Here is a 25,329-nt window from a genome sequence, read left to right as displayed (position 1 = left end):
CGCATCGTCGACAATGGACACGATGCGCATCGACCTGCACGCCCACTCCACCGCCTCCGACGGCACCGACACGCCGGCCGGGCTCGTCACCGCGGCCGTCGACGCCGGGCTCGACGTCGTCGCGATCACCGACCACGACACCACCGCGGGCTGGGCGCCCGCCGCCGAGGCGGTGCCGCCGGGACTGACGCTCGTGCCCGGCGCCGAGCTCTCCACGGTGTCGATCGACCCCGCGACCGGGCGGCAGATCAGCGTCCACCTGCTGGCCTACCTCTTCGACCCGACGTCCGAGCCGGTCGTCACCGAGCAGACCCGGCTGCGCGTCGAGCGCCGCACGCGGCTGCGCCGGATGGCCGAGCGGATGGCCGCCGACGGCCTGCCGATCGACGCCGACGAGATCTTCGGCCTGCTGCCCGAGGACTCGCCGCCCGGGCGGCCCCACCTCGCCCAGGCGCTGGTCCGCGCCGGGCTGGTCAAGTCCGTCGACGAGGCCTTCGCCGACTACCTCAGCCCGCGCCGCGGCTACTACGTCGCCCGCCGGGACACCCCGGTCGAAGAGGCCATCGACATGATCAGCGCGGCCGGCGGCGTCACCGTCATCGCGCACCCCTTCGCCTTCAGCCGCGGCGCCACCATCAGCGAGGACACCCTCGCCGGGCTGGCCGCGCACGGGCTCACCGGCGTCGAGGCCGACCACCCGAACCACGACGAGCCGACGCGCGCCCGCACCCGGGCGCTCGCCGGCGAGCTCGGCCTGCTCGTCACCGGGTCCAGCGACTACCACGGCACGAACAAGACGATCCCGCTCGGCGCGTGCACCACCGACCCCGGCCAGCTGGAGCAGCTCGTGGCGCGCGCGACCGGGTACCAGGTCGTGAAGGGCTGACATGGCGCTCGCCGACGTCTTCGACGCGAAGCTCTTCATGAGCGCGACGATCACCCTCGTCGTCATCATGGACCCGCCCGGCACCGTGCCGGTGTTCCTCAGCCTCGTCGGCCGCAAGCCGGTCGCGACGCGGGCGCGCGCCGCCCGGCAGGCCGTGCTGGTGTCGCTGCTGGTCATCAGCCTGTTCGCGGTCGCCGGCCAGGCGATCCTCGCCTACCTCGGCATCGGCATCCCCGCGCTGCAGGGCGCGGGCGGCCTGCTGCTCCTGCTGATCGCGCTGCAGCTGCTCACCGGCAGTGGCCACGAACCGGAAGCGGCCGCCGACGACGTCAACGTCGCGCTCGTGCCGCTCGGCACGCCGCTGCTGGCCGGGCCCGGCGCGATCGCCGCGACCATCGTGTTCGTCCGGCAGGCCGACGGGCACATCGGCGCGTACATCGCGCTGGCGGCGGCGATCGTCATGACGCACTTCGTGATCTACATCTGCATGCGCTACTCCGGCGTCGTCATCCGGCTGATCAAGGAAAGCGGCATCACGCTGCTGGCCAAGGTGGCCGGTCTGCTGCTCGCGGCCATTGCCGTCGAGCTCGTCGCGAACTCCGTGCGCGGCTTCATCGCCGGCGGCAACTGACCTCCCGCCTTTCGGGTTGTCCTGCCGGACAGGAACTCCCGCGTTCGTTGACATCGTTGGCACCACTCGCGCAGCCTGAACCTCAGCTCAGCGCTTGAAACGATTCAATCGCCCTGTGTCGGTTTTCGGAGGCCTCGATGAAGTGGCTCAGAGCATTCCTCCCGGTCACGGTGCTGGTGGCGAGCGGCGTGGTCGCCGCCCCCGCCGACGCCGCGCCGGGGTGGCAGAAGTACGTCGTCGCGCCGTCGAGCCGGGACGTCCGGCCGGTGAAGGTGCTGTCCACGACCGGCGACGTCACCAACCCGGACGGCCTGCTCGGGCGGGGTGTCGCGACGTTCAAGCGGCAGGCGCCGCCACCGAAGCCGGCCTGGCCCGCGGGGACGACGGCCGCCGCGTCGTCGTTCCACGCGCCGAACAACGGTGGGAACGGGCAGCCGCGCACGTACGACCCGGGCAATGCCGTCGACGGCAACCCGGACACGTTCTGGAACGACGACACGATCGGCGCCTACCCGGACGTCCTGACCATCACCTCGGCCGCGCCGGTCACGCTGCCCGGTGTCACGCTGCTGTCCAGTGTGGACGGTGTGCCGCAGGACTACACCGTCGAGGTGCTGGACGCGGGCGCGTGGCGGACCGCGGCCACGGTCACCGGCAACACCGCGGTCCAGCGGGCGGTGCGGTTCGACCGGGCGGTGGCGACCACCCAGGTCCGGATCACCGTCACGAAGGACCAGAACACGCCGTCCGGCGAGTTCAGCCGCGTCGCCGAGGTCTGGCCCGGCCTGGTCGCCGACCCGCCGGTGCCGGTCGCGGTGGTCGACTTCGGCAAGGTCGTCGCCGGCTACCCGAAGATCGCCTTCGCGGGCGCGTCGGCGAACCACCCCGGCATCCGGGTGTCGACCTCGGAAACCCAGCAGTACCTGGGCGAACGCTCCGACTTCTCGCGGTCGGACTTCGCCGGCGGGCCGGGCAGCGACCAGATCGCCGTGCCCGCGACGCCGGCCGTCTGGCGGGACGCGAAGGGCTGCCAGAGCGGCACGCAGGTGTGCGCGGACGGCCTGCGCGGCTTCCGCTACCTGCGGATCAGCCTCGACGCGCTCGCGTCGGACGCGCCGCTGACCCAGCCGTCCGGTGAGGTGCGGATCAGCGGCGTCTCGCTCGACTTCACGCCGTTCCTCGGCACGCCGGCCAGCTACCGCGGCTGGTTCGAGTCGTCCGACGACGCCTTGAACCGCTACTGGTACGCCGCGTCCTACACGAACGAGCTGGGCATGGACACGTTCCGCGAGTCCGATGTGGACCCGCGCGGCGCGTTTTCGCCGTCGCTGGACGGAAAGCTCGTGCTGCACGACGGCGCGAAGCGGGACCGGGACCCGTACGTCGGCGACGTCGCGGTCTCCGGGCTGACCCAGTACCTGACGCACCAGGACGGGACGGCGGCGAAGAACGTCCTCGCCGATCTGGCCGACCACCAGCGCGCGGACGGCTGGATCCCGCCGGCGTCGATCAACAACTACACCTTGCCGCTGTTCGACTACCCGCTCTGGTGGGTGACGTCGAGCTGGGACTACGTGCTCTACACCGGCGACACCGCGTACGCGGCTTCGTACTACTCGCACCTCGTGAAGACGCTCGACAGCTGGTATCCGTCGGTCACCGATTCGCGCGGGTTGCTCGCGAAGGGCCTCAACGGCACCGGCGGCTACGGCGACTACGCGTTCCTGCCGCGCACCGGCGAAGTGACGTACTACAACGCGTTGTACGTCCGGGCGCTGCAAGGCGCGGCGGGCTTGGCGCGGGCGACCGGGCACCCCGCGGACGCCGACCGGTGGCTTTCGCGCGCGTCCGGCGTCTCGGCGGCGGTGAACCAGTACCTGTGGGACCCGGCGGCGGGCGCGTACCTCGACTCGGGGACGGGCGCGGTGCGGCACGGCCAGGACGGCAACAGCCACGCGATCCTGGTCGGGATCGCTTCGCCGGAGCAGGCTTCCTCGGCGTTGGCGCGGCTCGCAGCCGGTGCGCTGCCGTACGGGAACCCGTTCATGGACAACGACACCCTGGTGTCGGACGGCACGAAGCGCGTGTACGCGTTCACGTCGTTCCCGGAGCTGCAGGCGCGGTTCCGGACCGGGCAGGCGGCGTCGGCGATCGACCAGATCAAGCGGATGTACGGCTGGATGGCCACGCACGACCCGGGAATCACGGCGTGGGAAGGCATCGGCGAAGGCGGCTCGCACTACGAGCAGGGCTACACGTCGGCGGCGCACGGCTGGTCGACCGGTGTCGTGCCGGCGTTGACCAACGACCTGCTGGGTGTCGCCCCGACTTCGCCGGGGTTCGCGACGTGGACTGTCGCGCCGAACCCGGGCGGCGTCGAGTGGGCGCGGGGAGCGGTGCCGACGCCGAAGGGCGCGTTGTCGGCTTCGTGGTCTCAGCGGGGTTCGGTGTTCTCGCTGACGGTTTCCGCGCCACGCGGGACGTCGGGATCGCTGCTGGTGCCGTCGGGCCGGGTGGTGCTGCTGGACGGGCGGGCGATCCGCGCGGCGGGGCCGATGGCGGTTTCCGGCGGGACGCACACGGTGCTGGTGGTGCGGTAGCCGCACTTTCCGCGCGGGGTGGCCTCGCCCCGCGCGGAAAGTGTCGGTGACATCTGGGGCTTCGCCCCAGGTCGGGGGCTCCGCCACCCGAGCCCCCGAAAAAAGTGTCGGTGACATCTGGGGCTTCGCCCCAGGTCGGGGGCTCCGCCACCCGAGCCCCCGAAAAAAGTGTCGGTGCTGGTGCGTAGCGTGGGCGGCGTGAAGGAGCAGATGGGGTTCGACTTCGGCGTCGCGCAACCGGTTCGGCTCACGAAGGTCTCGCCGGCGCGGCTGGCGACCTTCGACGATTGCCCGCGCCGGTACCGTCTCGCCTACCTCGACCGGCCGACGCCGCAGCGCACCGGGCCGTGGGCGCACAGCACGCTCGGCGCGGTGGTGCACAACGCGTTGCGGGCGCTGTTCGACCTGCCGGTGCTCAAGCGGGTGCCGCAGCGGGCGGTGGCGCTGGTGGCCGAGTTCTGGAAGGACGCGGGCTTCGAGAGCGAGGAGCAGGCGGCGCGCTACCGGGCGCGGGCCAAGGGCTGGGTGGCGGAGTACGTCGAGGACAACGACGTCACGCACGAGCCGGCCGGCCTGGAGCGCTGGGTGTCGGCGCCGGTCAGCCCGGTGCCGGGGGAGCGGCCGTCGATGATCATCGAGGGTCGCGCGGACCGCATCGACGCGCGCGAGGGCGAGCTGGTCATCGTCGACTACAAGACGGGCCGCCGTCCCCCGGACGAGTACGAAGCACGGGCGTCGCAGGCACTGGCGCTGTACGCGGTGGCGGCGGCGCGGACGTTGCGCATGCCGTGCACGACGGTCGAGCTGCACCACCTCCCGACGGGCACGATCGCGGCGGCGGAGCACACCCCGGAAAGCCTCCGGCGCCACCTCCAACGCGCCGACGAGACCGCCGGAGACCTCAGGCTCGCCACGGATACCCTGAAAGCGGGCGGCGACGGGGACGTGCTGTTCCCGGCCCGCCCGGACCGGCGTTGCGCCTGGTGCGACTTCAGGCCGAGCTGCGCGGCGGGCCAGGAGACGGCCCAGCAGTTGCAGCCGTGGGACCTGCTCGCGCCCTGAACGGGAGGGAATGTGGCTTCACCGGACACCGACAAGCTGGCGACACTCCCCTTGGCGGCAGGTACGCCCGCGCCGCCGCAGCGGGTGGAGTCCGACGGGGGCGACGAGCGCGCGTCGGCGCCGGGGCAGGTGGCGCGGGGGCGGGTTGCGCGCGGTGCGGCCGAGGCTGGCGCTCCGACCGGTGCGGCGGAGGCGGAGATCGCGCGGCAGGAGTTGCCCACCGTCGGCGAGGAGCGTGCTGCGGCGCCGGAGCAGGTGGCGCGGGGGCGGGTTGCGCGCGGTGCGGCCGAGGCCGGGACCACGCCGCACGAGTTGCCCGCCGCCGGTGTGGCGGGAGCGGTGACTACGCCGCGCGAGCTGGCTGCTGCCGGTGCGGCGGAGCCCGAGACCGCGCGGCACGAGTTGCCCACCGTCGGCGAGGGTGAAGCTGCTGCGTCCGAGGCGGAGACCGCGCGGCACGCGCTGCCCGCTGCGGGTGCCGCGGAGGCCGAGGCCGCGCCGCACGAGCTGTCCGCCGCCGACCGGGCTGAAGCGCGCACCGTGCCGCAAGAGCCGGTCGCGCCCGAGTGGATCGAACCGGATCCGGCCACGTCGGAGGCCATCGAACCGGAACCCGAGGCGGCAGAAACCACCGCCCCGGCGAAAGAACGTGGGCGCTGGTGGCGAGGCCTCACCGGCTCCCTCGCCGCCGGCCTGACCGTGCTCGCCCTCGGCGTCCTGGTCGTCGCCGGCGTCTGTCTCTACACCGGCGCTCCGGGCCCCGGGGCGACGCTCCTCGTCGGCCACCCCATCGCCGCGGCCCTCGCCCTGCTCGCCCAGCGTGTCGCCGACCGGCGGAACGGTCCAGCGGCCGCCGGGGCAGGCATCGCCGTCGTCCTCTTCGCCGCCTCCGCGGTGACCCTCTTCTGGCTCACTTGAGCGCGGTCAGCGTGTCCCCGCGCTCCTCCAGCAGCACCGGCCCGGCCGCACCCAGGCGGACTGCTCCGGTGTAGCCGCGGCGGTCGACGCCGACCGTCCGGATCGTCGAGCCGTCGTTTTCGTTCAGCACCGCCAGGCCGCCCTTGATGGGGATGACCAGCTGGTTCGCGAACGTGATGCCCGGGCCCATCGCGCTGCCCAGCGTCCAGCGGGGGGACAGGTCGTCGCGGGACAGGGCCAGCACCTTCGAGCCGCTGAACCAGTACACGTTCGCCGCCGTCCGGGTGGTCGCCTCGACGCCCGCCGGCGGGTCTTGGGCCAGGTCCGAAGGCGGGACGTCCAGGGGATATGCCGCGCGCTGGGTGCCGTCGCCGTTGTACGTCACCAGGAGCTTCTGGTCCGGCAGCACCACCGCCGTCAGCTCGCCCGACATCGCGACCACGCGGGCGCGCTTGCCCGCCAGCACCGAACTGAAGCTGACCTGGGGTTCGTCGTCCTTCTCCGGGGCCGCCTTGTAGACCGTCAGGCGGTCGGCCGGGTCGCCCGGGCAGCGCTCGATCACGCCGACCTTGCCCGACGACGCCGCCACCGTGCCGTACGTGCAGCCCGTGCGCGGTTGCTTGCCCGCGTTGACCAGCGCCGGGACCTCGCCGTACTCGGCGCTCTTCACGAGGTCGTCGCGCCAGGTGTCGAGGAGCTTCTTGCCCGTCGCCGTCACGTGGGAGCCGTCGCTGACCAGCTGCGTGCCCAGCTCGGCGTTGCCGTTGCGCTGCGCCGTGATCCGGCCCGTGGCCGGGTCCAGCTGCGTCACTTCACTGCAGTTGACGTCCTTGTGGTAGACGGCGTTCAGCCGCCCCCACGTCTCGTTCATCGTGCAGAGCTGCCGGTCACGCGCGTAGTGCCAGCGGATCTGGCCGGTGAGCGGGTCGCGGGCGGCGACCTCGCCGCCGTCGGCCGTGGCCACCGCGTCACCCGCCACCACCGGGACCGGGGTCGCGCCGCTGCGGGCGCTCCACAGCTCCGCCAGCGAGCCCGGCACCTTGTCCGGGGCCGCGGGCAACGGCGGGGGCGGGGCCGCCTCGGTGTGGTCGGTGGCCGCGCTGTCGCTGGTCGCGCCGATGACCAGCGCGACCGCCACCACGGCCACCGCGAGACCCGCGGCGAGCACCCGGTCCCGTCCGCGGTTCCAAGGCGAACGACGTGCCTTGACGCGCGGAGCGGGCGCGGGTGCGGGAACGTCCTCGAGGACGTCTTCGGAGCCGTACTCGGGGGCCGGTTCTTCCGCGGGCTCGACCGGTTCAGGCGCGCTCTCGGGCGCCTTCTCGTCTTCGCTCACTTACCCGACCCCCGTGCGTAGGCCTCAGTCTGCCGACGCAGGTGTATCAGACGTGGCCGCCGGGCGGCGACGGCGGCGCCGACGAGCGGGGCGCTCGGCGTTCTCGCCGGCTTCCTTCTCGACGGCCGGGCCGGTCGCTTCCGGGGCGTTGCCGGTGCGGGTGCGGCGCCGCGAACGGCTCCGCCCCTCGCCGGCGGGAGCGTCTTCCGAGGACGTGGCGGCGTTGTCCGCGGACTCGATCGCCTCGGCCGCCCGCGAACCACCGCGGGTGCGCTTGCGCGGGGCGCGGGCGCGCTTGCGCGGCGCTTCTTCCGGAGCGGCCTCGCCGGCCTTGCCCCGGCCACGCGGGCCGCGCTTCTTGCCGCCCAGGTCCTCTTCCTCCTCGGCGGCCAGGCCCGCGCGGGTGCGGTTGGCCAGCGGCAGCCGGCCCTTCGTGCCCTCCGGGATGCCCAGGTCCTCGAACAGGTGCGGCGACGACGAGTACGTCTCCACCGGCTCCGGCTTGTCGAGGCCGAGGGTGTCCGAGATCAGCTTCCAGCGCGGCATCTCGTCCCAGTCGACGAGCGTGACGGCGACGCCGGTCCGGCCCGCGCGGCCGGTGCGGCCGATGCGGTGGACGTAGGTCTTCTCGTCGTCCGGGCACTGGTAGTTGATGACGTGCGTGACGTCGTCGATGTCGATGCCGCGGGCGGCGACGTCGGTCGCGACCAGGACGTCGACCTTGCCGGAGCGGAACGCGCGCAGCGCCTGCTCGCGGGCGCCCTGGCCCAGGTCACCGTGCACGGCGGCGGCGGCGAAGCCGCGCTCGACCAGGTCGTCGGCCACCTTCTGCGCGGTGCGCTTGGTGCGGCTGAAGATCATCGTCAGGCCGCGGTCCTCGGCCTGCAGGACGCGGGCGATGACCTCGGGCTTGTCCATCGAGTGCGCCCGGTAGACGAACTGGGTGGTGCGCTCGTGGATCGCGCTCGCGTCGTTCTCTTCGGCGCGGATGTGGGTCGGCTGGCGCAGGAACGTGCGGGCCAGCGTGATGATCGGGCCGGGCATGGTGGCCGAGAACAGCATGGTCTGCCGCTCGTCCGGCACCATCCGGAGGATGCGCTCGATGTCGGGCAGGAAGCCCAGGTCCAGCATCTCGTCGGCCTCGTCCAGCACCAGGCCGCGGACCTTGCCGAGCACCAGGTGCTGCTGCTCGGCCAGGTCGAGCAGGCGGCCCGGGGTGCCGATCACGACGTCGATGCCCTTGCGCAGGGCCTCGATCTGCGGCTCGTAGGGGCGGCCGCCGTAGATGGCCAGGGTGCGGATGCCGAGGTGCTTGCCGGCGCCCTTGAGGTCGTTGGCGACCTGGATGCACAGCTCGCGGGTCGGCACCACGACCAGCACCTGTGGGGTGCCGTCGCCCGGCACCTGCACGCGGTGCAGCAGCGGGACGCCGAAGCCCAGCGTCTTGCCCATGCCGGTGCGGGCCTGGCCGATGAGGTCGTCGCCGGCCATCGCCAGCGGCAGGGTGAGCTCCTGGATCGCAAAGGTGCGCTCGATGCCGGCCTCGCCCAGGGCCTTGACGATCTCCGGCTTGACGCCGAAGGACGCGAAGGTCGGGTTCTCGGGCTCGACCTCGACGCCCGCCTGCAGCGGGTGCGAGGTGTCGAGCGCGGCCGGGCCGGTCTCGCTGTGCTCCAGCGCGACGGCGGGGGTCTGTTCGGTTGTGGGAATTTCTGCGGTCAGGGTGATCGCCTCTCTCGTGACCAGCGCGCACAGCCGTGGGTCCGCTCGACACTCGACCGGGAGTAAACCCTGGTCCCTGGCGCTGAACTGGAGCGCGGAACCGGTCCGTCCCGGGAATGCCGGAAGAGGCGTGCACGCACATTGCAGTACGTCGGCAAGCCACGTGACCTGCCTGTTTCCCGACGTCGGTATGACGTACGGAAGCTTCTTTATCAAAGACAGTGTACCTGGTCAGCGGTTTTTCGACAGTACCCGCCGCGCCGGAGCCAGTGGGATCGGTCTCGTCGCGGCACGTCCGGGTGCTTCGGCGATACCCTGGCCGCCGTGACCGACCCGAAAGAGATCAGCGAAGGCGTAGTCGACCTGCTGGGTGTGATCGCCTACCTCGAACTTTCCGCCTTCGACCGGCTGGCCGAGGACGCGCGCACCGCCCCCACGCTGGCCGGGCGCGCCGCCCTGGCGACCATGGCGGCCGCCGAGATCGGTCACTACGGGCTGCTGGCCCAGCACCTGGCCGCCCAGAGCGTCAAGATCGAGGACGCGATGGCGCCGTTCGTGGCCCAGGTCGACGCCTGGCACGCCTCGACGCCGCCGAAGTCGTGGCTGGAATCGCTGGTCAAGGCCTACGTGGGCGACGGGCTGGCCGCGGACCTTTACCGCGAGATCGCCAGCTGGCTCGACCCGGAGACCAAGGACCTGGTGCTCACCGTCCTCGCCGACACCGGCCACTCGGCGTTCGCGGAGCGCGAAGTGGCCGCCGGCATCCAAGCCGACCCCAAGACCCGCGACAAACTCGCCCTGTGGGGCCGCCGCCTGCTCGGCGAGGCACTGACCCAGGCCCAGTACGTCGTCGCCGAGCGCGACGGCCTGGCCGAGCTCATCATCGGCGGCTCCGGCGACCTCTCCGGAATTGCGGCGCTGTTCCGGCGGTTGCAGCAGGGGCACACCAAGCGCATGCAGGCGCTCGGCCTGGGCTGACCCCGATGGAGTACCCGGAATTGACGACGCGGTCAGGCGCGGTCATGCGCCACCGGAACGAGCCCGTTCGGTTAGCCTTGCCGAGCACATCCCTTACGAATTTCCAGCGGAGGTCCCACGTGGAGGTCAAGATCGGCATCAAGGACACACCGCGCGAGCTGGTGGTGTCCAGTGGCCAGTCTCCCGAAGAGGTGGAGAAGCTGGTCGCCGAGGCCCTGACGGCCGGTGACGGGCTCTTCCGCATCAGCGACGAGAAGGGGCGCAAGTACATCGTCCCCTCCGACCGCATCGCGTACGTCGAGATCGCCCCGTCCGACGTCCGCAAGGTCGGCTTCGGCGTCGGCGACTGATCCCTCGCGGCCAAGGCCACTCCGGGACGTTCCCGGGGTGGCCTTTCGCCTGCCTGGGTTCGGGAGTCGAAAGGTCGGCCGGTCGAGTAGCCCCTTCGGCGCCTGCGCCGTGGTGGGCGCCGTGGATCGGGGCGGGCGAGCTGCTGCCGGCGGCTCGGGTGGAGGGGGCGCCGCGATGCCGGTGGGGGGCGGCCGCGCTCGGTGCCTGACCTGGCGTTAGCCCGGGGTGGCCTTTCGTATGCCCGGGTTCGCGCGTCGAAGGTCGGCCGGTCGAGTGGCCCCCTCGGCGCCTGCGCCGTGGATCGGGGCGGGCGAGCTGCTGCCGGCGGCTCGGGTGGAGGGGGCGCCGCGATGCCGGTGGGGGGCGGCCGCGCCCGGCGCCTGACCCGGCGTTGCCGGCGCGAGCCCGTGACGGCCTTTCGCATGCCGCGGTTCACCGGATTGTGGTGTTTCGCTTGGTGTGTCGGTTTCCCACCACCTAGCTTCGGCCGGTGACCACTCTCGAGCAGTCCGCCGTCGCGGACCTCGTGCGGAGCACGCTCTCCGCGCACAAGTCGTTGTTCCTCGCCACCTCGGGCAGCACCGGGCCGTGGGTCGGCGGGGTGTACTTCGCCGAAAGCGGCGAGTTCACCCTGAACCTCGTCCTCGAGGACCGCGGCCGGACGCTGGCCGCCATCCGGGAGAACCCGGTCGTCTCGGTGGTCGTCTCCACCGGCTCGCCGATGCAGCCGTTCCTGCAGGCCCAGGCGCTCGCCGAGGTCGTCGGCGCCGAGGGTGGCGCGCGGGTGCGCGAGCTGCTCGTGGCGAAGGTGCCGGAGGCGGCGCCGTTCCTCGACGCGCCGGTCACGGCCGTCGAGCTGACCGTGCGGAAGTGGCGCGCCACCGACATCGCCAACGGCCTGATCCCGGGCGTCGAGCTGCCCGGCCCGCGTCTGCCCTGAGGCCCGCGAGCGCCTCGCCGTTACGCGTTCAGCTCTTCGAGCGACGTCGGGACGTGGAACGGCGGGGTGCTCGTCCCCATGATCCGGTAGCGGCCCCACGGGTCCGGGTCGGACAGCTCGCCGTCCGCCGTGTACTCGCCCGCCTGGATCGACACCGGCTTCTTCTTGCCGCCGGCGAGCTTGGTCAGCTCCTCGTTCACCGCCACCCGGCCGTACCAGCGGTAATAGCCGTCGATCGGCTGGAAGTAGCCGCGCAGCTCCACCGTCGTCGACACGGATACGCCGTCGACCACGAGGGTCGCTTCGCCGCTGTAGCCGTCTTCGTCGTGCTCGCTCATGAGGTCTCCTCCACCGCTTCGGCGCGGCCCAGCTGGACCACCTTGTTGGCTTCCAGGGGCTGGTTCGGGTCGATGACGACGCCGTGCTGGCGGCTCAGCCCGTCGATGGCCGCCCAGATGATCTGCGTCAGGTACTCCACGACCGAGTCGCGGCCCATCGACCGGCGGTCCAGCCACCACTCGCCGGTGTTCTGGACCATGCCGACGATGCCGTGCGCCCACGGCTCGGCCGCGCCGGAGTCCATGTTGAACATCCGCATGTAGTCGCCGAGCAGCGCGGTCAGCGCCGAGGCGATCAGCTCCTTGTCCTCGGCCACGACGTCCGACGACACCGGCTTCTCCGGGCGGCCGTGCGCGAGCAGCCGGTACAGGTTCGGGTGCTCCTCGATCACGGTGAAGAACGCGTCGAGCGCCATCCGGATCCGCGGCACCGGCGCCAGTTCGGCGTTGATCGCCGGGATCAGCCGCTCGAACAGGATCTCCGTGCCGCGCTGGCCGAGTGCCACGTAGAGGTCGGCCTTGTCGTCGAAGTGCCGGTACAGCACCGGTTTCGTGACGCCGGCCTCCGCGGCGACGTCCTCCATGCCGAGGTCGGGGCCGTGCGTGTCGAGCGCCCGCAACGCGGCTTCGACGAACTCCTTGCGCCGCGCGATCCGGTGCTTGCGCCAGCGATCGCGCCGGGCGTCGCCGGTCGTCTCCTCGCCACGCGAGGCCTTGCTGGACTGCTTGCCGGAGCGCTTGACACGTTCGATCACGAAGGTCATGCTACGCACAGGTAACTGTTACCTCAAGTTACACATTGCGGAAGGGGTGTCGGCAATGACGCGGACGCTGAAGGAACCGGACCGCGACAAGACCGCGGAACGCCTGCTGAAGTCGTCGGCGAACAAGTTCTACGACCCCGACGTCGACATCGACTGGACCGCGCCGCTGGTCGAGGGCAAACGCTTCATCCTGGACGAACGCTCCTCGCTGTACGGCACGAAGCTGTGGGACGAGCTGACCCCGGAGCAGCGCATCGAGCTGGGCAAGCACGAGGTCGCCAGCGTCGCGACCACCGGGCTGTGGTTCGAAATCCTCCTGATGCAGATGCTGCTGAAGGAGGTCTACGAGCAGGACCCGACGTCCGCGCACGCCCAGTTCGCGCTCACCGAGATCGCCGACGAATGCCGGCACTCGACGATGTTCGCGCGGATGGCGTCGCGGATCGGCTGCCCCGCCTACGGCCCGGTGCCGTGGCTGCGGAAGCTGGCGAAGCTGATGCCGTCGATCTCCTACGGCCCGGCGCGCTACGGCGCGATCCTGGTCGCCGAGGAGGTCCTCGACCGGCTGCAGCGCGAGCAGATGAACGACGAAGGCGTCCAGCCGCTGGTCCGGATGGTCAACCGGATCCACGTGCTCGAAGAGGCCCGGCACGTCACCTTCGCCCGCGAAGAGGTCACGCGCGGCATGGCGAAGCTGTCGAAGGCCGAGATCGCCTACCAGCAGTTCATCATCGCGCTGATCTCGTACTTCGTGACGCGGGCGTTCATCAACCCGAACGTCTACAAGGCGGTCGGCATCCGGCCGCGCGACGGCGTCGAAGCGGCGCTGAACAACCCGCACTGGCAGGGGACGATCGCGTGGGCGGGGGAGAAGATCATGCCGTTCCTCGAGGAGTCCGGCCTGGTCGGGCTGCCCGGGAAGTACTTCTGGCGCAAGTCGTTCCTGCTCCCGGCGGGCCGGTGACGACCGCGTCGCGGCTGCGCGGCCCCTCGATCGGGCACCGGTTCGTCGCGAGCGACGGCGCCGCGCTGCACGTCGAGGAGTCGGGCCCGGCCGACTCGGCGGTCACGCTGGTGCTGGTGCACGGCTGGACGCAGGACCACCGGACGTGGGACTTCGTGCTGCCGCACCTGGACCCCGGCGTGCGCGTGCTGCGCTACGACCTGCGTGGCCACGGCGGTTCGGCGCACGCGCGCCCCGGTTCGGCGACGATCTCGCGGCTGGCCGACGACCTCGCCGAGCTGATCGCCGACCGCGTCCCGTCGGGCCCGCTCGTGCTGGCCGGGCACTCGATGGGCGGCATGACGCTCATGGTGCTGGCCGAACGGCACCCGGAGCTCGTGTCGGAGCGGCTGGCGGGCGCGGCGTTCGTGGCGACGTCGTCGGGGGACATGGACCAGCTGACGCTGGGGTTCCCGGGCCTGGTCGGCCGCGGCGTGACGCGGTTCGAGCCGCGGGTGGCCCGCCTGCTCGCCCGGCTGCGGTCGGACACGCTGCGGCTGCGGCCGGCGATGGTCCGCTCGGGCGCCCGGCAGCTCGTCTTCGGGGCACGCCCGGGGCGGGCGCAGGTCGACAGCGTCGTCGAGCAGCTGCTGTGCGCGCACCCGGCGAGCGCCGGGCTGTTCCTGGACGCGATCGCCGCCCACCGCGGGGTGGGCGGGCTGGGCGCGCTGTGCGACGTGCCGTCGGTGGTGCTGGCGGGGGAGCGCGACCGGCTGTGCCCGCTGGCGCACGCGAAGGTGATCGCGGACGAGCTGCCGCACGCGGAGTTCGTCCGGTTCCCGGGCGCGGGTCACATGCTCCCGCAGGAACGCCCCTTCGAGGTCGCCCGCCGCATCTCCACCCTGGTCCGGACCGCCGTCACCCGCGGCCACTAGCGCATCTTTCATAGGGAAAGCTCCGCTTTGCGACGCAAAGCGGAGCTTTCCCTATGAAAGTGCCGGGTCAGGAGTCCTTGAGGGGGAAGCCGCCGCCGATGCCGCGCCAGGCGAGGTTGGCCGTCAGGGCCACCGCCTCCTCCTGGCTCATCGACTGGTGGTGCTGCAGCCAGAACCGGGCGCTGACCTGGCTCATCCCGACCAGTCCCACCGCCAGCAGCCGCGCTTTGTCCTCGTCGAGGCCGGCGTCCGCCGTGATCGTCTCCGTGATCGCGTCCACACTCGCCGACGTCGCGCGGTCGACCGCTTCCTGGACCGCCGGCTCGCCGCGCAGGTCGGACTCGAACACCATCCGGAACGCGCCCGCGTCCTCGCTGACGAAGTCGAAGAACGCCCCGACCGTCGCCGGGACGCGCTGGCGGTTTTCGGTGGTCGAGTCCAGCGCCGTCTGCACGCGCTTGACCAGCTCGTCGACGTGGCTCTCCAGCAGCGCGATGTACAGATCGAGCTTGCCGGGGAAGTGCTGGTAGAGAACCGGCTTGCTGACACCGGCCACTTCGGCGATCTCGTCCATCGCGGCGGCGTGGTAGCCGTTCTCGGCGAAGACCCGCTGGGCCGCGGCGAGGAGCTGGGCCCGGCGCTCCGTCCGGGGCAGCCGCACCCCGCGCTGCTGCAGCCGCGTCATCTCCGTCATGCTCATCCTCCCGTCTTCACACCTTCGACGGGCGGGGTCGCCACCGCGTGAAGTCGTCCTGAAGATTACTCGCCGGTATGTATGCCGTGCCACGGGTCGGGCATCCTGGTTCCGTGAACACCGCCGTGACCGCGCGGGCGCCGCTGACGCACGTGCCCCTGTCGACCAGGGAATTGCCGTCTCTCGAGCCGTTGAAACCGCCGTGGCCGGCGGCCTTCGAAGAAGTCGGGACCGCGCGGCTCCACGTCCGCCGCACGCCGGGACCCGACGGCGTGCCCGCGGTGTACGTCCACGGCCTCGGCGGCTCGTCGACGAACTGGACCGACCTGGCCGCGCTGCTCGCCCCGGTCGCCGGCGGCACCGCCCCCGACCTGCCCGGATTCGGCTACTCCGAGCCCGAAGCGGGCTTCGACTTCACCCTCGACGCGCACGCCGACGTGGTCGCGCGGCACATCGAAACCGGTTTTTCGGGGGCGCGGGTGGCGGAGTCCCCGCCCCGGGGCGAAGCTCCGGCTGTCTCGGCCGCGGTCGGTGGGCCGGTGCACCTGTTCGGCAACTCGATGGGCGGGGCGATCGCGCTGCTCGTCGCCGCGCGGCGCCCGGAGCTGGTCAAGACGCTCACGCTCATCTCGCCGGCGGTCCCCGACCGGCGGCCCGACCCGCGCCGGCTGTCCGACCCGCGGATGGCGCTCGCCTACCTGCCGCTGGTCGGCGCCCGCGTGCGGGCCCAGCTCGCGGCGCTGGGCCCGCGTGAACGCGCCGCACAGGTCATCAAGCTCTGCTTCGCGGACCCGTCGAGGTTCCCGGACAGCCGGCTCGACGAGCTCACCGAGGAGCACGGCGCCCGCGCCGGCTTCACCTGGGCGGCGCCCGCGATGGCCCGCAGCACGTTCGCCATCTTCCGGGCCTGGTCGACGCTCGGGAAGGCGTCGCTGTGGTCGGTCGCGCCGCGGGTGACGGCGCCGACGCTGGTGGTCTGGGGCCGGGAGGACCGCGTCATCTCGGTGAAGCGGGCCGTGCGGACCGCGCGGGCGATCCCGCGGGCGCGGCTGCTGGTGCTCCCGCGGACCGGGCACGTGGCGCAGATGGAGCGTCCGGTGGTCGTCGCCAAGGCCGTTCTGGGCATGTGGGAGCACGTCGAAGCCGGTACCTGGTAGCCCGATCGAGTGAGGACAAACCCCTGCGTGGTCAGCCAGTCGCCGATAACGGTTCGGTGGCGCTGTGGCACCCTGGTGCGGTGGACCGGGTGAAGCAGGACGCGCGAGGCGACGATCGGCGGGCTCCCCACCGCGCGCCGGGCCGCCGGACCCCGGAGCCCGAGGAGTCGCCGCGCACCGGGCAGTACCGCCCGTCGTCGAAGGCGCCGGCGCAGCGCGTCACCGAGGACCGCTACCGCCCGGGCGGGCGGCGGACCAGCGCCGAGCCGCTGAGCGCCTCCTGGAAGCCCCACGTCGAGACGCCGCGCGAGCAGCCGAAGGAAGCGCCGCCGAAGTCCGGTCTCGCGAAGCTCACCAAGACCTACGGCTGGCGCGTCTACGCCCTGCCCATCCTCGTCGTGCTGACCGTGCTCGTCGTGGTCAACACGGCCACCAGCCCGGCCCAGCCGATCGCCGAGCAGAGCGCCGCGCCCGGCGTCGAGTCGGCGGGCGGCGACGCGGCCGGCGGCGCCATCGACGGCGAGGGCGAAGCGGGCATCCCGGAGAACCCGGCCAAGCCGGTCGACCTCAAGGTCCCGACGGCGGACCTGCCGAACGGCAGCCCGTTCACCCAGGCCGGCCGGGGCAGCTGGCACGTGGTCCCCGGCAGCGGCCCCAAGGTCGGCAGCGGCAAGCTCTACACCTACACCGTCGAGGTCGAGGACGGCATCGACGCCTCGAGCTACGCCGGCGACGACGCCTTCGCCGCCGCGGTCCAGGGCACGCTGTCCGATCCCAAGAGCTGGACGTGGGACGGCAAGATCGCCCTCCAGCGCGTCGACGCGAACTTCCCGAACCCGTCGTTCCGCGTGAGCCTCACCACGCCGGAGACGACGCACCGCGCCGACGCGTGCGGCTTCCAGATCACCTTCGAGGCGTCCTGCTACCGCAAGAGCATGGGCCGGGTGCTGATCAACCTGGCCCGCTGGGTGCGCGGCGCGAAGGCGTTCTACGCGGACATGACCGGCTACCGCCAGTACGCCATCAACCACGAGGTCGGCCACGCACTGGGCAACCAGCACGTCGGCTGCGGTGGTAACGGCCAGCCGGCGCCGGTGATGATGCAGCAGTCGTTCGGCGTCTCCGACGACTACGTCTCGATGCTCAACGACATCCCCGGCGGCGACAAGGGCAAAGTGGCCAAGGACGGGCGCGTCTGCACCCCCAACGCCTGGCCGAATCCCACTCCGTGACATCCGGGGCTCCGCCCCGGGCCGGGGGCTCCGCCACCCGGAACCCCCGAAAGAAGTTTTGAGACCGTCCCAGCATCTGGCATCAGGGAAGGTCTGTTTGCCTGCGCGTGTTGTGCATAGTGGGATGGACGCGAACCGCGCGCGAGATGGAGGACCCATGTCAGCACTGCCGCCGCTCGTCGAGCCGGCTGCCGAGCTCACCAAGGAAGAGGTGGCGCGGTACAGCCGTCACCTGATCATCCCGGACGTCGGGGTGACCGGGCAGAAGCGGCTGAAGAACGCCAAGGTCCTGGTCATCGGCGCCGGCGGCCTCGGCAGCCCCGCGCTGCTCTACCTGGCCGCGGCCGGCGTCGGTACGCTCGGCATCGTCGACTTCGACGTCGTCGACGAGTCGAACCTGCAGCGCCAGGTCATCCACGGCCAGTCCGACGTCGGCAAGCTCAAGGCCGCGTCGGCGCAGGAGTCGATCGCCGAGATCAACCCCCTGGTCAAGGTGCACCTGCACACCGACCGGCTGGACTCGTCGAACGCGCTCGAGATCTTCGAGCAGTACGACCTCATCGTCGACGGCACCGACAACTTCGCCACGCGCTACCTCGTGAACGACGCCGCCGTGCTGCTGGGCAAGCCGTACGTGTGGGGCTCGATCTTCCGGTTCGAGGGCCAGGTCAGCGTGTTCTGGGAGGACGCGCCGAACGGCAAGGGCCTCAACTACCGCGACCTCTACCCGGAGCCGCCGCCCCCGGGCATGGTCCCCTCCTGCGCCGAGGGTGGCGTGCTGGGCGTGCTCTGCGCGTCCATCGGCTCGATCATGGTGACCGAGGCGATCAAGCTGCTCACCGGCATCGGCGAGCCGCTGCTCGGCCGTCTGATCAGCTACGACGCGCTGGAGATGAAGTACCGCGAGGTCAAGATCCGCAAGGACCCGGAGACCCCGAAGATCACCGAGCTGATCGACTACGAGGCGTTCTGCGGTGTCGTCTCGGACGAGGCCGCCCAAGCCGCGTCGGGCAGCACGATCACGCCGGCCGAGCTCAAGGCCAAGTTCGACAACGGCGACAACTTCGCCCTGATCGACGTCCGCGAGCAGCACGAGTACGAGATCGTCAACATCAAGGGCGCGACGCTGATCCCGAAGGACCGCATCCTCTCGGGCGAGGCGCTGGCGGAACTGCCGCAGGACAAGCCGATCGTCCTGCACTGCAAGTCGGGCGCCCGCTCGGCGGAGGCACTCGCCGCCCTGCACGCGGCCGGCTTCAAGGACGCGACCCATCTCGGTGGCGGCGTCCTGGCGTGGGCGAAGCAGATCGATCCGAGCCTGCCGACCTACTGACAGTGGCTTTTCGCGAAGGCCGCCTCCGGCTTCCGGGGGCGGCCTTCGCGTCGTTTCGTCCGAGTCGCAAAACACTGTGTGACCAGCGCGTCTTCTCGAACGTGGACCACCCGGCCGGGTAACGTCAAGACTCGTGCGGTCAACCCTCGAACGCCCTCCGTCGCACGTCTGCTCGGCCTTCGGCGGCCTGGACGACGCCAGCGAACCGCTGCCGGACTCGACGGCGTGGCGCTGCGGCGACCTCGTGCTCAAGCCGGTCACCGACAAGGCGAAGACGCTGTGGACCGCCCGCGCCCTCGACTACATCGCCGAGCCGGGCCTGCGGGTCGCGAAGCCGGTCGGCTCCAGCGACGGCCGCTGGATCGTCGGCGGCTGGACGGCGTCCCGCTTCGTCTCCGGAACGCCCGAGCACCGCGGCGACGCGTCGGTGCTGGCGGCGGTGAAGCTCCACCGCGCGACGCTGGGCCTGCCCCGGCCGGAGTTCCTGGCCACCCGCCGCGACGTCGACGCGATCGCCGACCGGGTGGCGTGGGAGGAACTCGAGGTTCCGCTGGAAGAGACGAAGGGCGGCCGGTGGTTCGAGGTGCTGGCGGGTGCCCGCCGTCCGATCCGCCTGCCGTCGCAGGTGGCGCACGGCGAACTGCTGGCGGGCTTGCTGTTCGACGGCACCGGGGCACCGGGCCTGGTGGACTTCGTGCCGTACTACCGCCCGGGTGAGTACGGCGCCGCGATCGTCGCGGTGGACGCGCTGGCGTGGGGCGGGGCGACGCGGGAGCTGCTGGAGCGGTGGGCGCACCTGCCGGAGTGGCCGCAGCTGCTGTTGCGGGCGGTGCTGTTCCGGCTGGCGGCGAACGCCCTGAACCCGCGCTCGACGCAGGCTTCGCTGGACGGGTTGCGGGCCGCGGCTCGCGAGGTGAGCGGGGTTTTGTAAGAGTGGCGGGCCGGCCCCTCGCCGCGGGATCGCGCCTCGGGTGCCCGGCGCGATCTGTCTTGTGACGGGCTCCGGCCGCCTGGGATGCTGGCTTCATGAGCAGCCGCTGCCGAAAGGGCCATGCCGCGTAGGCGGTCGGCAAGCCTGCGCCGCACCCAGCGACTCGACGTCGCCGGACCGCCGCCGGCCAAGATTCCCCACCTCTCCCGGCGCGCGCAGCGGCAGCTCGCCTTCGCCGAAGCCGCCGCGGGCGGCTCTCCCGGGTCCGTGGCCGACCTGCTCGAAGACTGGGACCGCGCCACCCGGCCGCCCTGCCGGCCTCCCCGCACCCCGACTGCGACCCGGTCGGCACTCGCCGGCTCCTCGCTCGGGTGCTGGCCGACCTGCCGCGCCGGGACCGGGCGCTGGTCGGCGCCGTGCTGTCGCGGGTCGATCGGCGGTTCGCCGCGCGGACGCTGCCCGATCCGCTCAACCCCTCGCCGTGGAGGTTCGAGCGGCGGCTGTTCGAGCAGGACGGCTGTGACCGAGGTCGCCAGGTCGCCATCACGGCCGGGGAGGCGCCGCTGACCTCCCGACTCCCGGTCCGTGGACGCGGATCTCACCGGCCGGGCTGCGGGCGCACCGCCGCAATGTCAACTGCCTGAAACATTCGGTCGATTCCGAGTAACACGGCCTCCTTAGCGTCAGGGCATTCCCGAACCGCCGAGGAGGTGCCCGTGCCGCAGGTCGACACCCACTGCCCGTACTGCGCGCTGCAGTGCGGGATGAGCCTCGACGGTGCCCGCGTCACGCCACGGGACTTCCCGGTCAACGCCGGCGGCCTCTGCCAGAAGGGCTGGACCTCCGGCAGCCTCCTCACTTCGCCGAAGCGGCTGACCACCCCGCTGCTGCGCGTCAACGGCGGGCTCGAGCCCGTCAGCTGGGACTTCGCCCTCGACTTCGTCGCGCGCAAGCTGGCCGGGATCGCCGGCGAACACGGTCCGGACGGCGTCGCGATCTTCGGCGGCGGCGGGCTGACCAACGAGAAGGCCTACCTGCTCGGGAAGTTCGCCCGCGTCGCGCTCGGCACCTCGCAGATCGACTACAACGGCCGGTTCTGCATGTCCTCGGCCGCCGCCGCGGGGATCAAGGCGTTCGGGGCCGACCGCGGGATGCCGTTCCCCGTCACCGATCTCAAGCGGGCCGACGTCGTGCTGCTCGCCGGGGCGAACCCGGCCGAGACGATGCCGCCGTTCACCCAGCACCTGCGCGGGACCGACCTGATCGTCGTCGACCCGCGGCGGACGCCGACCGCCGAGCTGGCGAGCCTGCACCTCGCTCCCCGGCCCGGCACCGACCTCGCGCTGGCGCTGGGCATCCTGCACGCCGTCGTCGAAGGCGGTCACCTCGACCAGTCCTATGTGGATGCTCGCACCAACGGTTTCGGGGACGTGTGGCGGATCGTCGCGTCCTGGTGGCCGGAACGCGCCGAGCGCGTCACCGGGGTGTCGGCCGCCGACATGCGCCTCGCCGCGGAGAAACTAGCCGGGGCCCGCAACGCCTACATCCTCACCGCGCGCGGCACCGAGCAGCACGCCACCGGCACCGCGAACGTCGGCGGCTGGATCAACCTCGCCCTTTCGCTCGGCATGCCGGGCCGGGACGGCGCCGGCTACGGCTGCCTCACCGGCCAGGGCAACGGCCAGGGCGGGCGCGAGCACGGCCAGAAGGCCGACCAGCTGCCCGGCTACCGCAAGCTCGACGACCCGGCCGCCCGCGAGTACGTCGCCGGTGTGTGGGGCGTCGACCCCGATAGCCTGCCCGGCCCCGGCCGCTCGGCCACCGAACTGCTCGAGGCGCTCGGCCAGGACGGCGGCCCGAAGGCGCTGATGGTGTTCGGCAGCAACGTCGTCGTCTCGGCGCCGCGCTCGCAGCGCGTCCAAGATCGGCTGTCCGAACTGGACTTCCTGGTCGTCGCCGACTTCGTGCTGTCGGAGACCGCGGCCCTCGCCGACGTCGTCCTGCCGGTCACCCAGTGGGCCGAGGAGCACGGCACGCTCACCAACCTCGAAGGCCGGGTCCTGCTGCGCCGCAAGGCACTCGACCCGCCGCCCGGTGTCCGGTCCGATCTGGACGTCCTCAACGGACTCGCGAAACGGCTGGGACAGCCGGAAAACCGGTTCCCCGTCGACGCCGAGACGGTGTTCGAGGAGCTGCGGATCGCGTCCAAGGGCGGCATTGCCGACTACTCCGGCGTCAGCTACGAGCGGCTGCGCAACGGCGAAGCCCTGCACTGGCCGGTGCCGGCGGACGACCACCCCGGTACCCCGCGGATGTTCCTCGACGCCTTCGCCCACCCGGACGGCCGCGCGCGGTTCGTGCCGGTCGAGTACACCGGCCCGGCCGAACTGCCGGACGAGGAGTTCCCGTTGCAGGCCACCACCGGACGCGTTCTCCAGCACTACCAGTCGGGCGCGCAGACCCGGCTGATCGACGAGCTGAACGACGTCGTCCCAGAGGCGTTCGTCGAGGTCCACCCCGACACGGCCAAGCGGGCCGGGCTGGAAGAAGGCGATCCCGCGCGGGTCCGGTCCCGGCGCGGCGAGACGATCGCGAAGGTCCGGTTCGTCCAGAGCCTCCAGCCCGATGTCGTGTTCCTGCCGTTCCACTTCCCCGGTGAGCAGCGCGCGAACCTGGTCACCAACCCCGCGCTCGATCCGGTCAGCCGGATGCCGGAGTTCAAGGTGTGTGCCGTTTCCTTGTCTACAGTGGATGGTGCCGCATGACCCCCCGTGAAGTCGTCATCGTCGGCTACGGCATGGCCGGTGCCCGCCTGGCCGACGAGATCCGCCGCCGCGACCCGATCGCCGAACGTGTCCGGCTGACCGTGCTCGGCGCCGAGAAGCACGCCGCCTACAACCGGGTGCTGCTCTCGGCCGTCGTCGCCGGCGGGATGAGCGCCGAAAGCGTCCGCCTGCACGACGACGAATGGGCCGCGCGCCACAACATCGACCTGCGGCTCGGGGTCGACGTGGTCCGCATCGACCGCGAGAAGCGCTGCGTCGAACTCGCCGACGGTGCGTGCGTGGACTACGACGCCTTGGTGCTCGCCACCGGCGCCAACCCGTGGATCCCGCCGGTCGAAGGTCTCGAAGCCGGGCCGGGCGTGGTCGCCTTCCGCAGCCTCGACGACTGCGCCAAGATCCTCGAAGCGGCCCGGTTCGGCGCGCCCGTCGCGGTCCTCGGCGGCGGCCTGCTCGGTCTGGAAGCCGCCCGCGGCCTGGCCGGGCGCGGCAACCAGGTCACCGTCGTGCACCCGCTGGGCCACGTCATGGAACGCCAGCTCGACGCGGCCGCCGGGCACGTGCTGGCCCGCCGGCTCACCGACATGGGCGTGACGTTCAAGTTCGGCGCCACCGCCGCCCGCTACCTCCCCGGGGACGGGCTCAAGCTCGACGACGGCACCCTCGTCCCGGCCGACCTGGTCGTCGTCGCCGCCGGTGTCCGCGCCGAGACGCGCCTGGCCACCGAAGCCGGGCTGGACGTCGAAGGCGCGGTGCTCGTGGACGACACCCTGCGCACCAGCGACGGCCGCATCCACGCACTCGGCGACTGCGCGCGCCACCCCGGCGCCCCGGCCGGGCTGATCCAGCCCGCGTGGGAACAGGCCGAGGTCCTGGCCGACGTGCTGACCGGCACGAACGCGGCCGCCCGCTACCGCGGCACGACCGCCGTCACCCGGCTCAAGGCCCGCGGCATCGACCTCGCCGCGCTCGGCGAGACGCAGCTCGAAGCCGGTACCCCCGACGCCGAGGTGCTGACGTTCAACGACCCCACCGGCGGCCGGTACGGCAAGCTCGTCGTCCGCGAAAACCGCGTGGCCGGCGCGATCCTGCTCGGGCTGCCCGACGCGGCCGCGACCATCACCCAGTTCCACGACCGCGGCACGCTGCTGCCCGACGACCGGCTCGCCGTCCTGCTGGGCCGCGCGCTGCCCACCGGCAGCACCCCGGCCGCCAGCCCGGCCGACCTGCCCGCCGCCGCGGTGATCTGCCGCTGCAACAACGTCACCAAGAGCCGCCTGATCGAAGCCTGGAAGGGCGGCGCCACCGACACTCCCGCACTGGCGCGGGCCACGCGAGCCACGACGGGCTGTGGCGGGTGCACCGACACCGTCGGCGGCATCGCCAACTGGCTCGCGGCGCAATGACCGACCCGACCCGCTCTGAGGAGAACGCCGTGGTACACCAAGGAAAGCACTGGATCGAGCACTGGGAACCGGAGAACGAAGAGTTCTGGGAGGCGAAGGGCAAGAAGATCGCCCGCCGCAACCTCTGGTTCTCCGTGCTGGCCGAGCACATCGGCTTCTCGGTCTGGACACTGTGGTCGGTCATCGTCCTGTTCATGGGCAAGGACTACGGGTTCTCCGCCGCCGACAAGTTCCTGCTCGTCTCGACGCCGACGCTGATCGGCGGCCTGATGCGGCTGCCCTACACCTTCGCCGTGGCGAAGTTCGGCGGTCGCAACTGGACGATCGTCAGCGCCGTCCTGCTGCTGATCCCGACGGTCCTCGCGGCCGTCGTGCTGCACCCCGGGACGTCGCTCGGCACGTTCCTGCTGGTCGCGGCGCTCGGCGGCGTCGGCGGCGGCAACTTCGCGTCGTCGATGACGAACATCAACGCCTTCTACCCCGAGAAGCACAAGGGCTGGGCCCTCGGCCTCAACGCCGGTGGCGGGAACCTCGGCGTCGCCGCGATCCAGCTCGTCGGGTTGCTGGTGATCGGCACGGCGGGCGCGACCGCGCCGCGGGTGGTGCTTTTCGTCTACCTGCCGCTGATCGTCGTCGCCGCCGTGTGCGCGTACCTCTACATGGACAACCTCGCCACGATGAAGGGCGACACCAAGGCGATGCGCGAGGTCGTCAAGGACCCGCACACGTGGGTGATGTCGTTCCTCTACGTCGGCACGTTCGGCTCGTTCATCGGCTACAGCTTCGCCTTCGGCCTGGTGCTGCAGAACCAGTTCGGCCGCACCCCGCTGCAGGCGGCCGCGGTGACGTTCCTCGGCCCGCTGCTCGGCTCGCTCTCGCGGCCGACCGGCGGCTGGCTGGCCGACCGGGTCGGCGGCGGCAAGATCACCTTCTTCACGTTCATCGGGATGGCGCTGGCCACGGTCGTGCTGATCGTCGCCTCGACCTCGAAGTCCCTGGCGCTGTTCACGGTCGCGTTCATCGTGTTGTTCGTGCTCACCGGCGTCGGCAACGGCTCGACGTACAAGATGATCCCGGCGATCTTCCGCGCCAAGGCGAAGGTGGCGATCGCGAACGGCGCCGAAGAGACGGCCGAGCTGCTCAAGGCGCGCCGCCTGTCGGGCGCGCTGATCGGCCTGGCCGGCGCGATCGGTGCCGAGGGCGGGCTGTTCATCAACCTCGCCTTCCGGCAGTCGTTCGCCGACGCCAAGAGCGGTGTCCCCGCCTTCATCGGATTCCTCGTCTTCTACGGGCTGTGCTTCGCCGTCACCTGGGCGGTCTACCTGCGCAAGCCCGCCGAACAGCCCACGAGTGAGCGCGGTCTGGCGCTCGCGGGAGCGGAGGTCTGAG

Annotated in this window: 22 protein-coding genes; 17 read left to right on the top strand and 5 right to left on the bottom strand. The window is 71.9% G+C overall.

Annotated elements, in window-relative coordinates; all coding sequences use genetic code 11:
• Window positions 1-22: 22 nt before the first annotated feature.
• The 5 genes from MUY14_RS31315 (at window position 23) to MUY14_RS31295 (ending at window position 6,097) form a co-directional block, all read left to right on the top strand.
• Entirely contained in the window at window positions 23-886 is an 864-nt protein-coding gene (locus tag MUY14_RS31315; RefSeq protein WP_396126601.1) for a PHP domain-containing protein, read from the top strand.
• A 1-nt stretch (window position 887) separates the two neighbouring features.
• Window positions 888-1,517: a MarC family protein gene (locus MUY14_RS31310; protein ID WP_247014505.1), complete on the top strand. Its 630-nt coding sequence runs from the start codon at window positions 888-890 to the stop codon at window positions 1,515-1,517.
• A gap of 137 nt (window positions 1,518-1,654) precedes the next feature.
• Window positions 1,655-4,117 carry an alpha-L-rhamnosidase C-terminal domain-containing protein gene (locus MUY14_RS31305; RefSeq protein WP_247014504.1) on the top strand — a complete coding sequence of 821 codons (2,463 nt, stop codon included), beginning with the start codon at window positions 1,655-1,657 and terminating at the stop codon, window positions 4,115-4,117.
• A 210-nt stretch (window positions 4,118-4,327) separates the two neighbouring features.
• Entirely contained in the window at window positions 4,328-5,179 is an 852-nt protein-coding gene (locus MUY14_RS31300; protein WP_247025334.1) for a PD-(D/E)XK nuclease family protein, read from the top strand.
• 12 nt (window positions 5,180-5,191) lie between these two features.
• On the top strand, window positions 5,192-6,097 hold the full coding sequence (locus MUY14_RS31295) for a hypothetical protein (protein ID WP_247014503.1): 906 nt from the start codon (window positions 5,192-5,194) through the stop codon (window positions 6,095-6,097).
• Here MUY14_RS31295 and MUY14_RS31290 read toward each other — a convergent pair.
• Together MUY14_RS31290 and MUY14_RS31285 are read right to left on the bottom strand one after the other, a co-directional pair.
• A complete protein-coding gene (locus MUY14_RS31290) occupies window positions 6,090-7,433 on the bottom strand; it encodes a hypothetical protein (protein ID WP_247014502.1) in 1,344 nt (447 codons plus the stop codon). The genes MUY14_RS31295 and MUY14_RS31290 overlap by 8 nt on opposite strands.
• 24 nt (window positions 7,434-7,457) lie before the next feature.
• Entirely contained in the window at window positions 7,458-9,062 is a 1,605-nt protein-coding gene (locus MUY14_RS31285) for a DEAD/DEAH box helicase (protein ID WP_247025333.1), read from the bottom strand.
• A gap of 417 nt (window positions 9,063-9,479) precedes the next feature.
• On the opposite strand from MUY14_RS31285, the gene MUY14_RS31280 reads away from it, so the two are divergent.
• From MUY14_RS31280 to MUY14_RS31270, 3 genes are all read left to right on the top strand, one after another.
• Entirely contained in the window at window positions 9,480-10,133 is a 654-nt protein-coding gene (locus MUY14_RS31280) for a ferritin-like fold-containing protein (protein ID WP_247014501.1), read from the top strand.
• A gap of 119 nt (window positions 10,134-10,252) precedes the next feature.
• Window positions 10,253-10,483: a DUF3107 domain-containing protein gene (locus tag MUY14_RS31275; RefSeq protein ID WP_125307071.1), complete on the top strand. Its 231-nt coding sequence runs from the start codon at window positions 10,253-10,255 to the stop codon at window positions 10,481-10,483.
• A 491-nt stretch (window positions 10,484-10,974) separates the two neighbouring features.
• Window positions 10,975-11,424, top strand: coding sequence for a pyridoxamine 5'-phosphate oxidase family protein (locus MUY14_RS31270; RefSeq protein WP_247014500.1), 450 nt, complete (start codon window positions 10,975-10,977; stop codon window positions 11,422-11,424).
• A gap of 20 nt (window positions 11,425-11,444) precedes the next feature.
• Here the strand turns inward: MUY14_RS31270 and MUY14_RS31265 are convergent, their stop codons facing one another.
• Both MUY14_RS31265 and MUY14_RS31260 read right to left on the bottom strand, forming a co-directional pair.
• Entirely contained in the window at window positions 11,445-11,762 is a 318-nt protein-coding gene (locus MUY14_RS31265) for a DUF4873 domain-containing protein (protein WP_247014499.1), read from the bottom strand.
• On the bottom strand, window positions 11,759-12,526 hold the full coding sequence (locus MUY14_RS31260; protein WP_247014498.1) for a TetR/AcrR family transcriptional regulator: 768 nt from the start codon (window positions 12,524-12,526) through the stop codon (window positions 11,759-11,761). The genes MUY14_RS31265 and MUY14_RS31260 overlap by 4 nt, the downstream gene beginning before the upstream one ends.
• Window positions 12,527-12,581: 55 nt before the next feature.
• Here MUY14_RS31260 and MUY14_RS31255 point away from each other — a divergent pair, with 55 nt between their 5' ends.
• Window positions 12,582-13,490 (top strand): diiron oxygenase, encoded by a 909-nt coding sequence (locus MUY14_RS31255; RefSeq protein WP_247014497.1) that lies wholly within the window; start codon window positions 12,582-12,584, stop codon window positions 13,488-13,490.
• On the top strand, window positions 13,487-14,404 hold the full coding sequence (locus MUY14_RS31250) for an alpha/beta fold hydrolase (protein ID WP_247014496.1): 918 nt from the start codon (window positions 13,487-13,489) through the stop codon (window positions 14,402-14,404). Before MUY14_RS31255 ends, MUY14_RS31250 begins: the two co-directional genes overlap by 4 nt.
• Window positions 14,405-14,471: 67 nt before the next feature.
• Here the strand turns inward: MUY14_RS31250 and MUY14_RS31245 are convergent, their stop codons facing one another.
• Window positions 14,472-15,098 (bottom strand): TetR/AcrR family transcriptional regulator, encoded by a 627-nt coding sequence (locus tag MUY14_RS31245; protein WP_247014495.1) that lies wholly within the window; start codon window positions 15,096-15,098, stop codon window positions 14,472-14,474.
• 113 nt (window positions 15,099-15,211) lie between these two features.
• Here MUY14_RS31245 and MUY14_RS31240 point away from each other — a divergent pair, with 113 nt between their 5' ends.
• The 7 genes from MUY14_RS31240 (at window position 15,212) to MUY14_RS31210 (ending at window position 25,328) form a co-directional block, all read left to right on the top strand.
• Window positions 15,212-16,255: an alpha/beta fold hydrolase gene (locus MUY14_RS31240; RefSeq protein ID WP_247014494.1), complete on the top strand. Its 1,044-nt coding sequence runs from the start codon at window positions 15,212-15,214 to the stop codon at window positions 16,253-16,255.
• A gap of 80 nt (window positions 16,256-16,335) precedes the next feature.
• Window positions 16,336-17,487, top strand: coding sequence for a DUF3152 domain-containing protein (locus tag MUY14_RS31235; protein ID WP_247014493.1), 1,152 nt, complete (start codon window positions 16,336-16,338; stop codon window positions 17,485-17,487).
• A gap of 157 nt (window positions 17,488-17,644) precedes the next feature.
• Entirely contained in the window at window positions 17,645-18,820 is a 1,176-nt protein-coding gene (moeZ, locus tag MUY14_RS31230) for an adenylyltransferase/sulfurtransferase MoeZ (RefSeq protein WP_247014492.1), read from the top strand.
• Window positions 18,821-18,953: 133 nt separating this feature from the next.
• The gene (locus MUY14_RS31225) at window positions 18,954-19,751 is read left to right on the top strand and encodes a TIGR02569 family protein (protein WP_247014491.1); all 798 of its coding nucleotides are present in this window, start codon (window positions 18,954-18,956) and stop codon (window positions 19,749-19,751) included.
• A 716-nt stretch (window positions 19,752-20,467) separates the two neighbouring features.
• Window positions 20,468-22,516, top strand: coding sequence for a molybdopterin oxidoreductase family protein (locus MUY14_RS31220; RefSeq protein WP_247014490.1), 2,049 nt, complete (start codon window positions 20,468-20,470; stop codon window positions 22,514-22,516).
• Window positions 22,513-23,940, top strand: a complete 1,428-nt coding sequence (locus MUY14_RS31215; RefSeq protein WP_247014489.1) for an FAD-dependent oxidoreductase — start codon at window positions 22,513-22,515, stop codon at window positions 23,938-23,940. The genes MUY14_RS31220 and MUY14_RS31215 overlap by 4 nt, the downstream gene beginning before the upstream one ends.
• Window positions 23,937-25,328 (top strand): NarK/NasA family nitrate transporter, encoded by a 1,392-nt coding sequence (locus MUY14_RS31210; RefSeq protein ID WP_247014488.1) that lies wholly within the window; start codon window positions 23,937-23,939, stop codon window positions 25,326-25,328. The genes MUY14_RS31215 and MUY14_RS31210 overlap by 4 nt, the downstream gene beginning before the upstream one ends.
• Window position 25,329 lies beyond the last annotated feature (1 nt).

Source organism: Amycolatopsis sp. FBCC-B4732 (assembly GCF_023008405.1).
GTDB lineage: Bacteria > Actinomycetota > Actinomycetes > Mycobacteriales > Pseudonocardiaceae > Amycolatopsis > Amycolatopsis pretoriensis_A.
The sequence above is the reverse complement of the archived record's forward strand: the minus strand, read 5'-3'. Positions and strand labels throughout refer to the sequence as shown.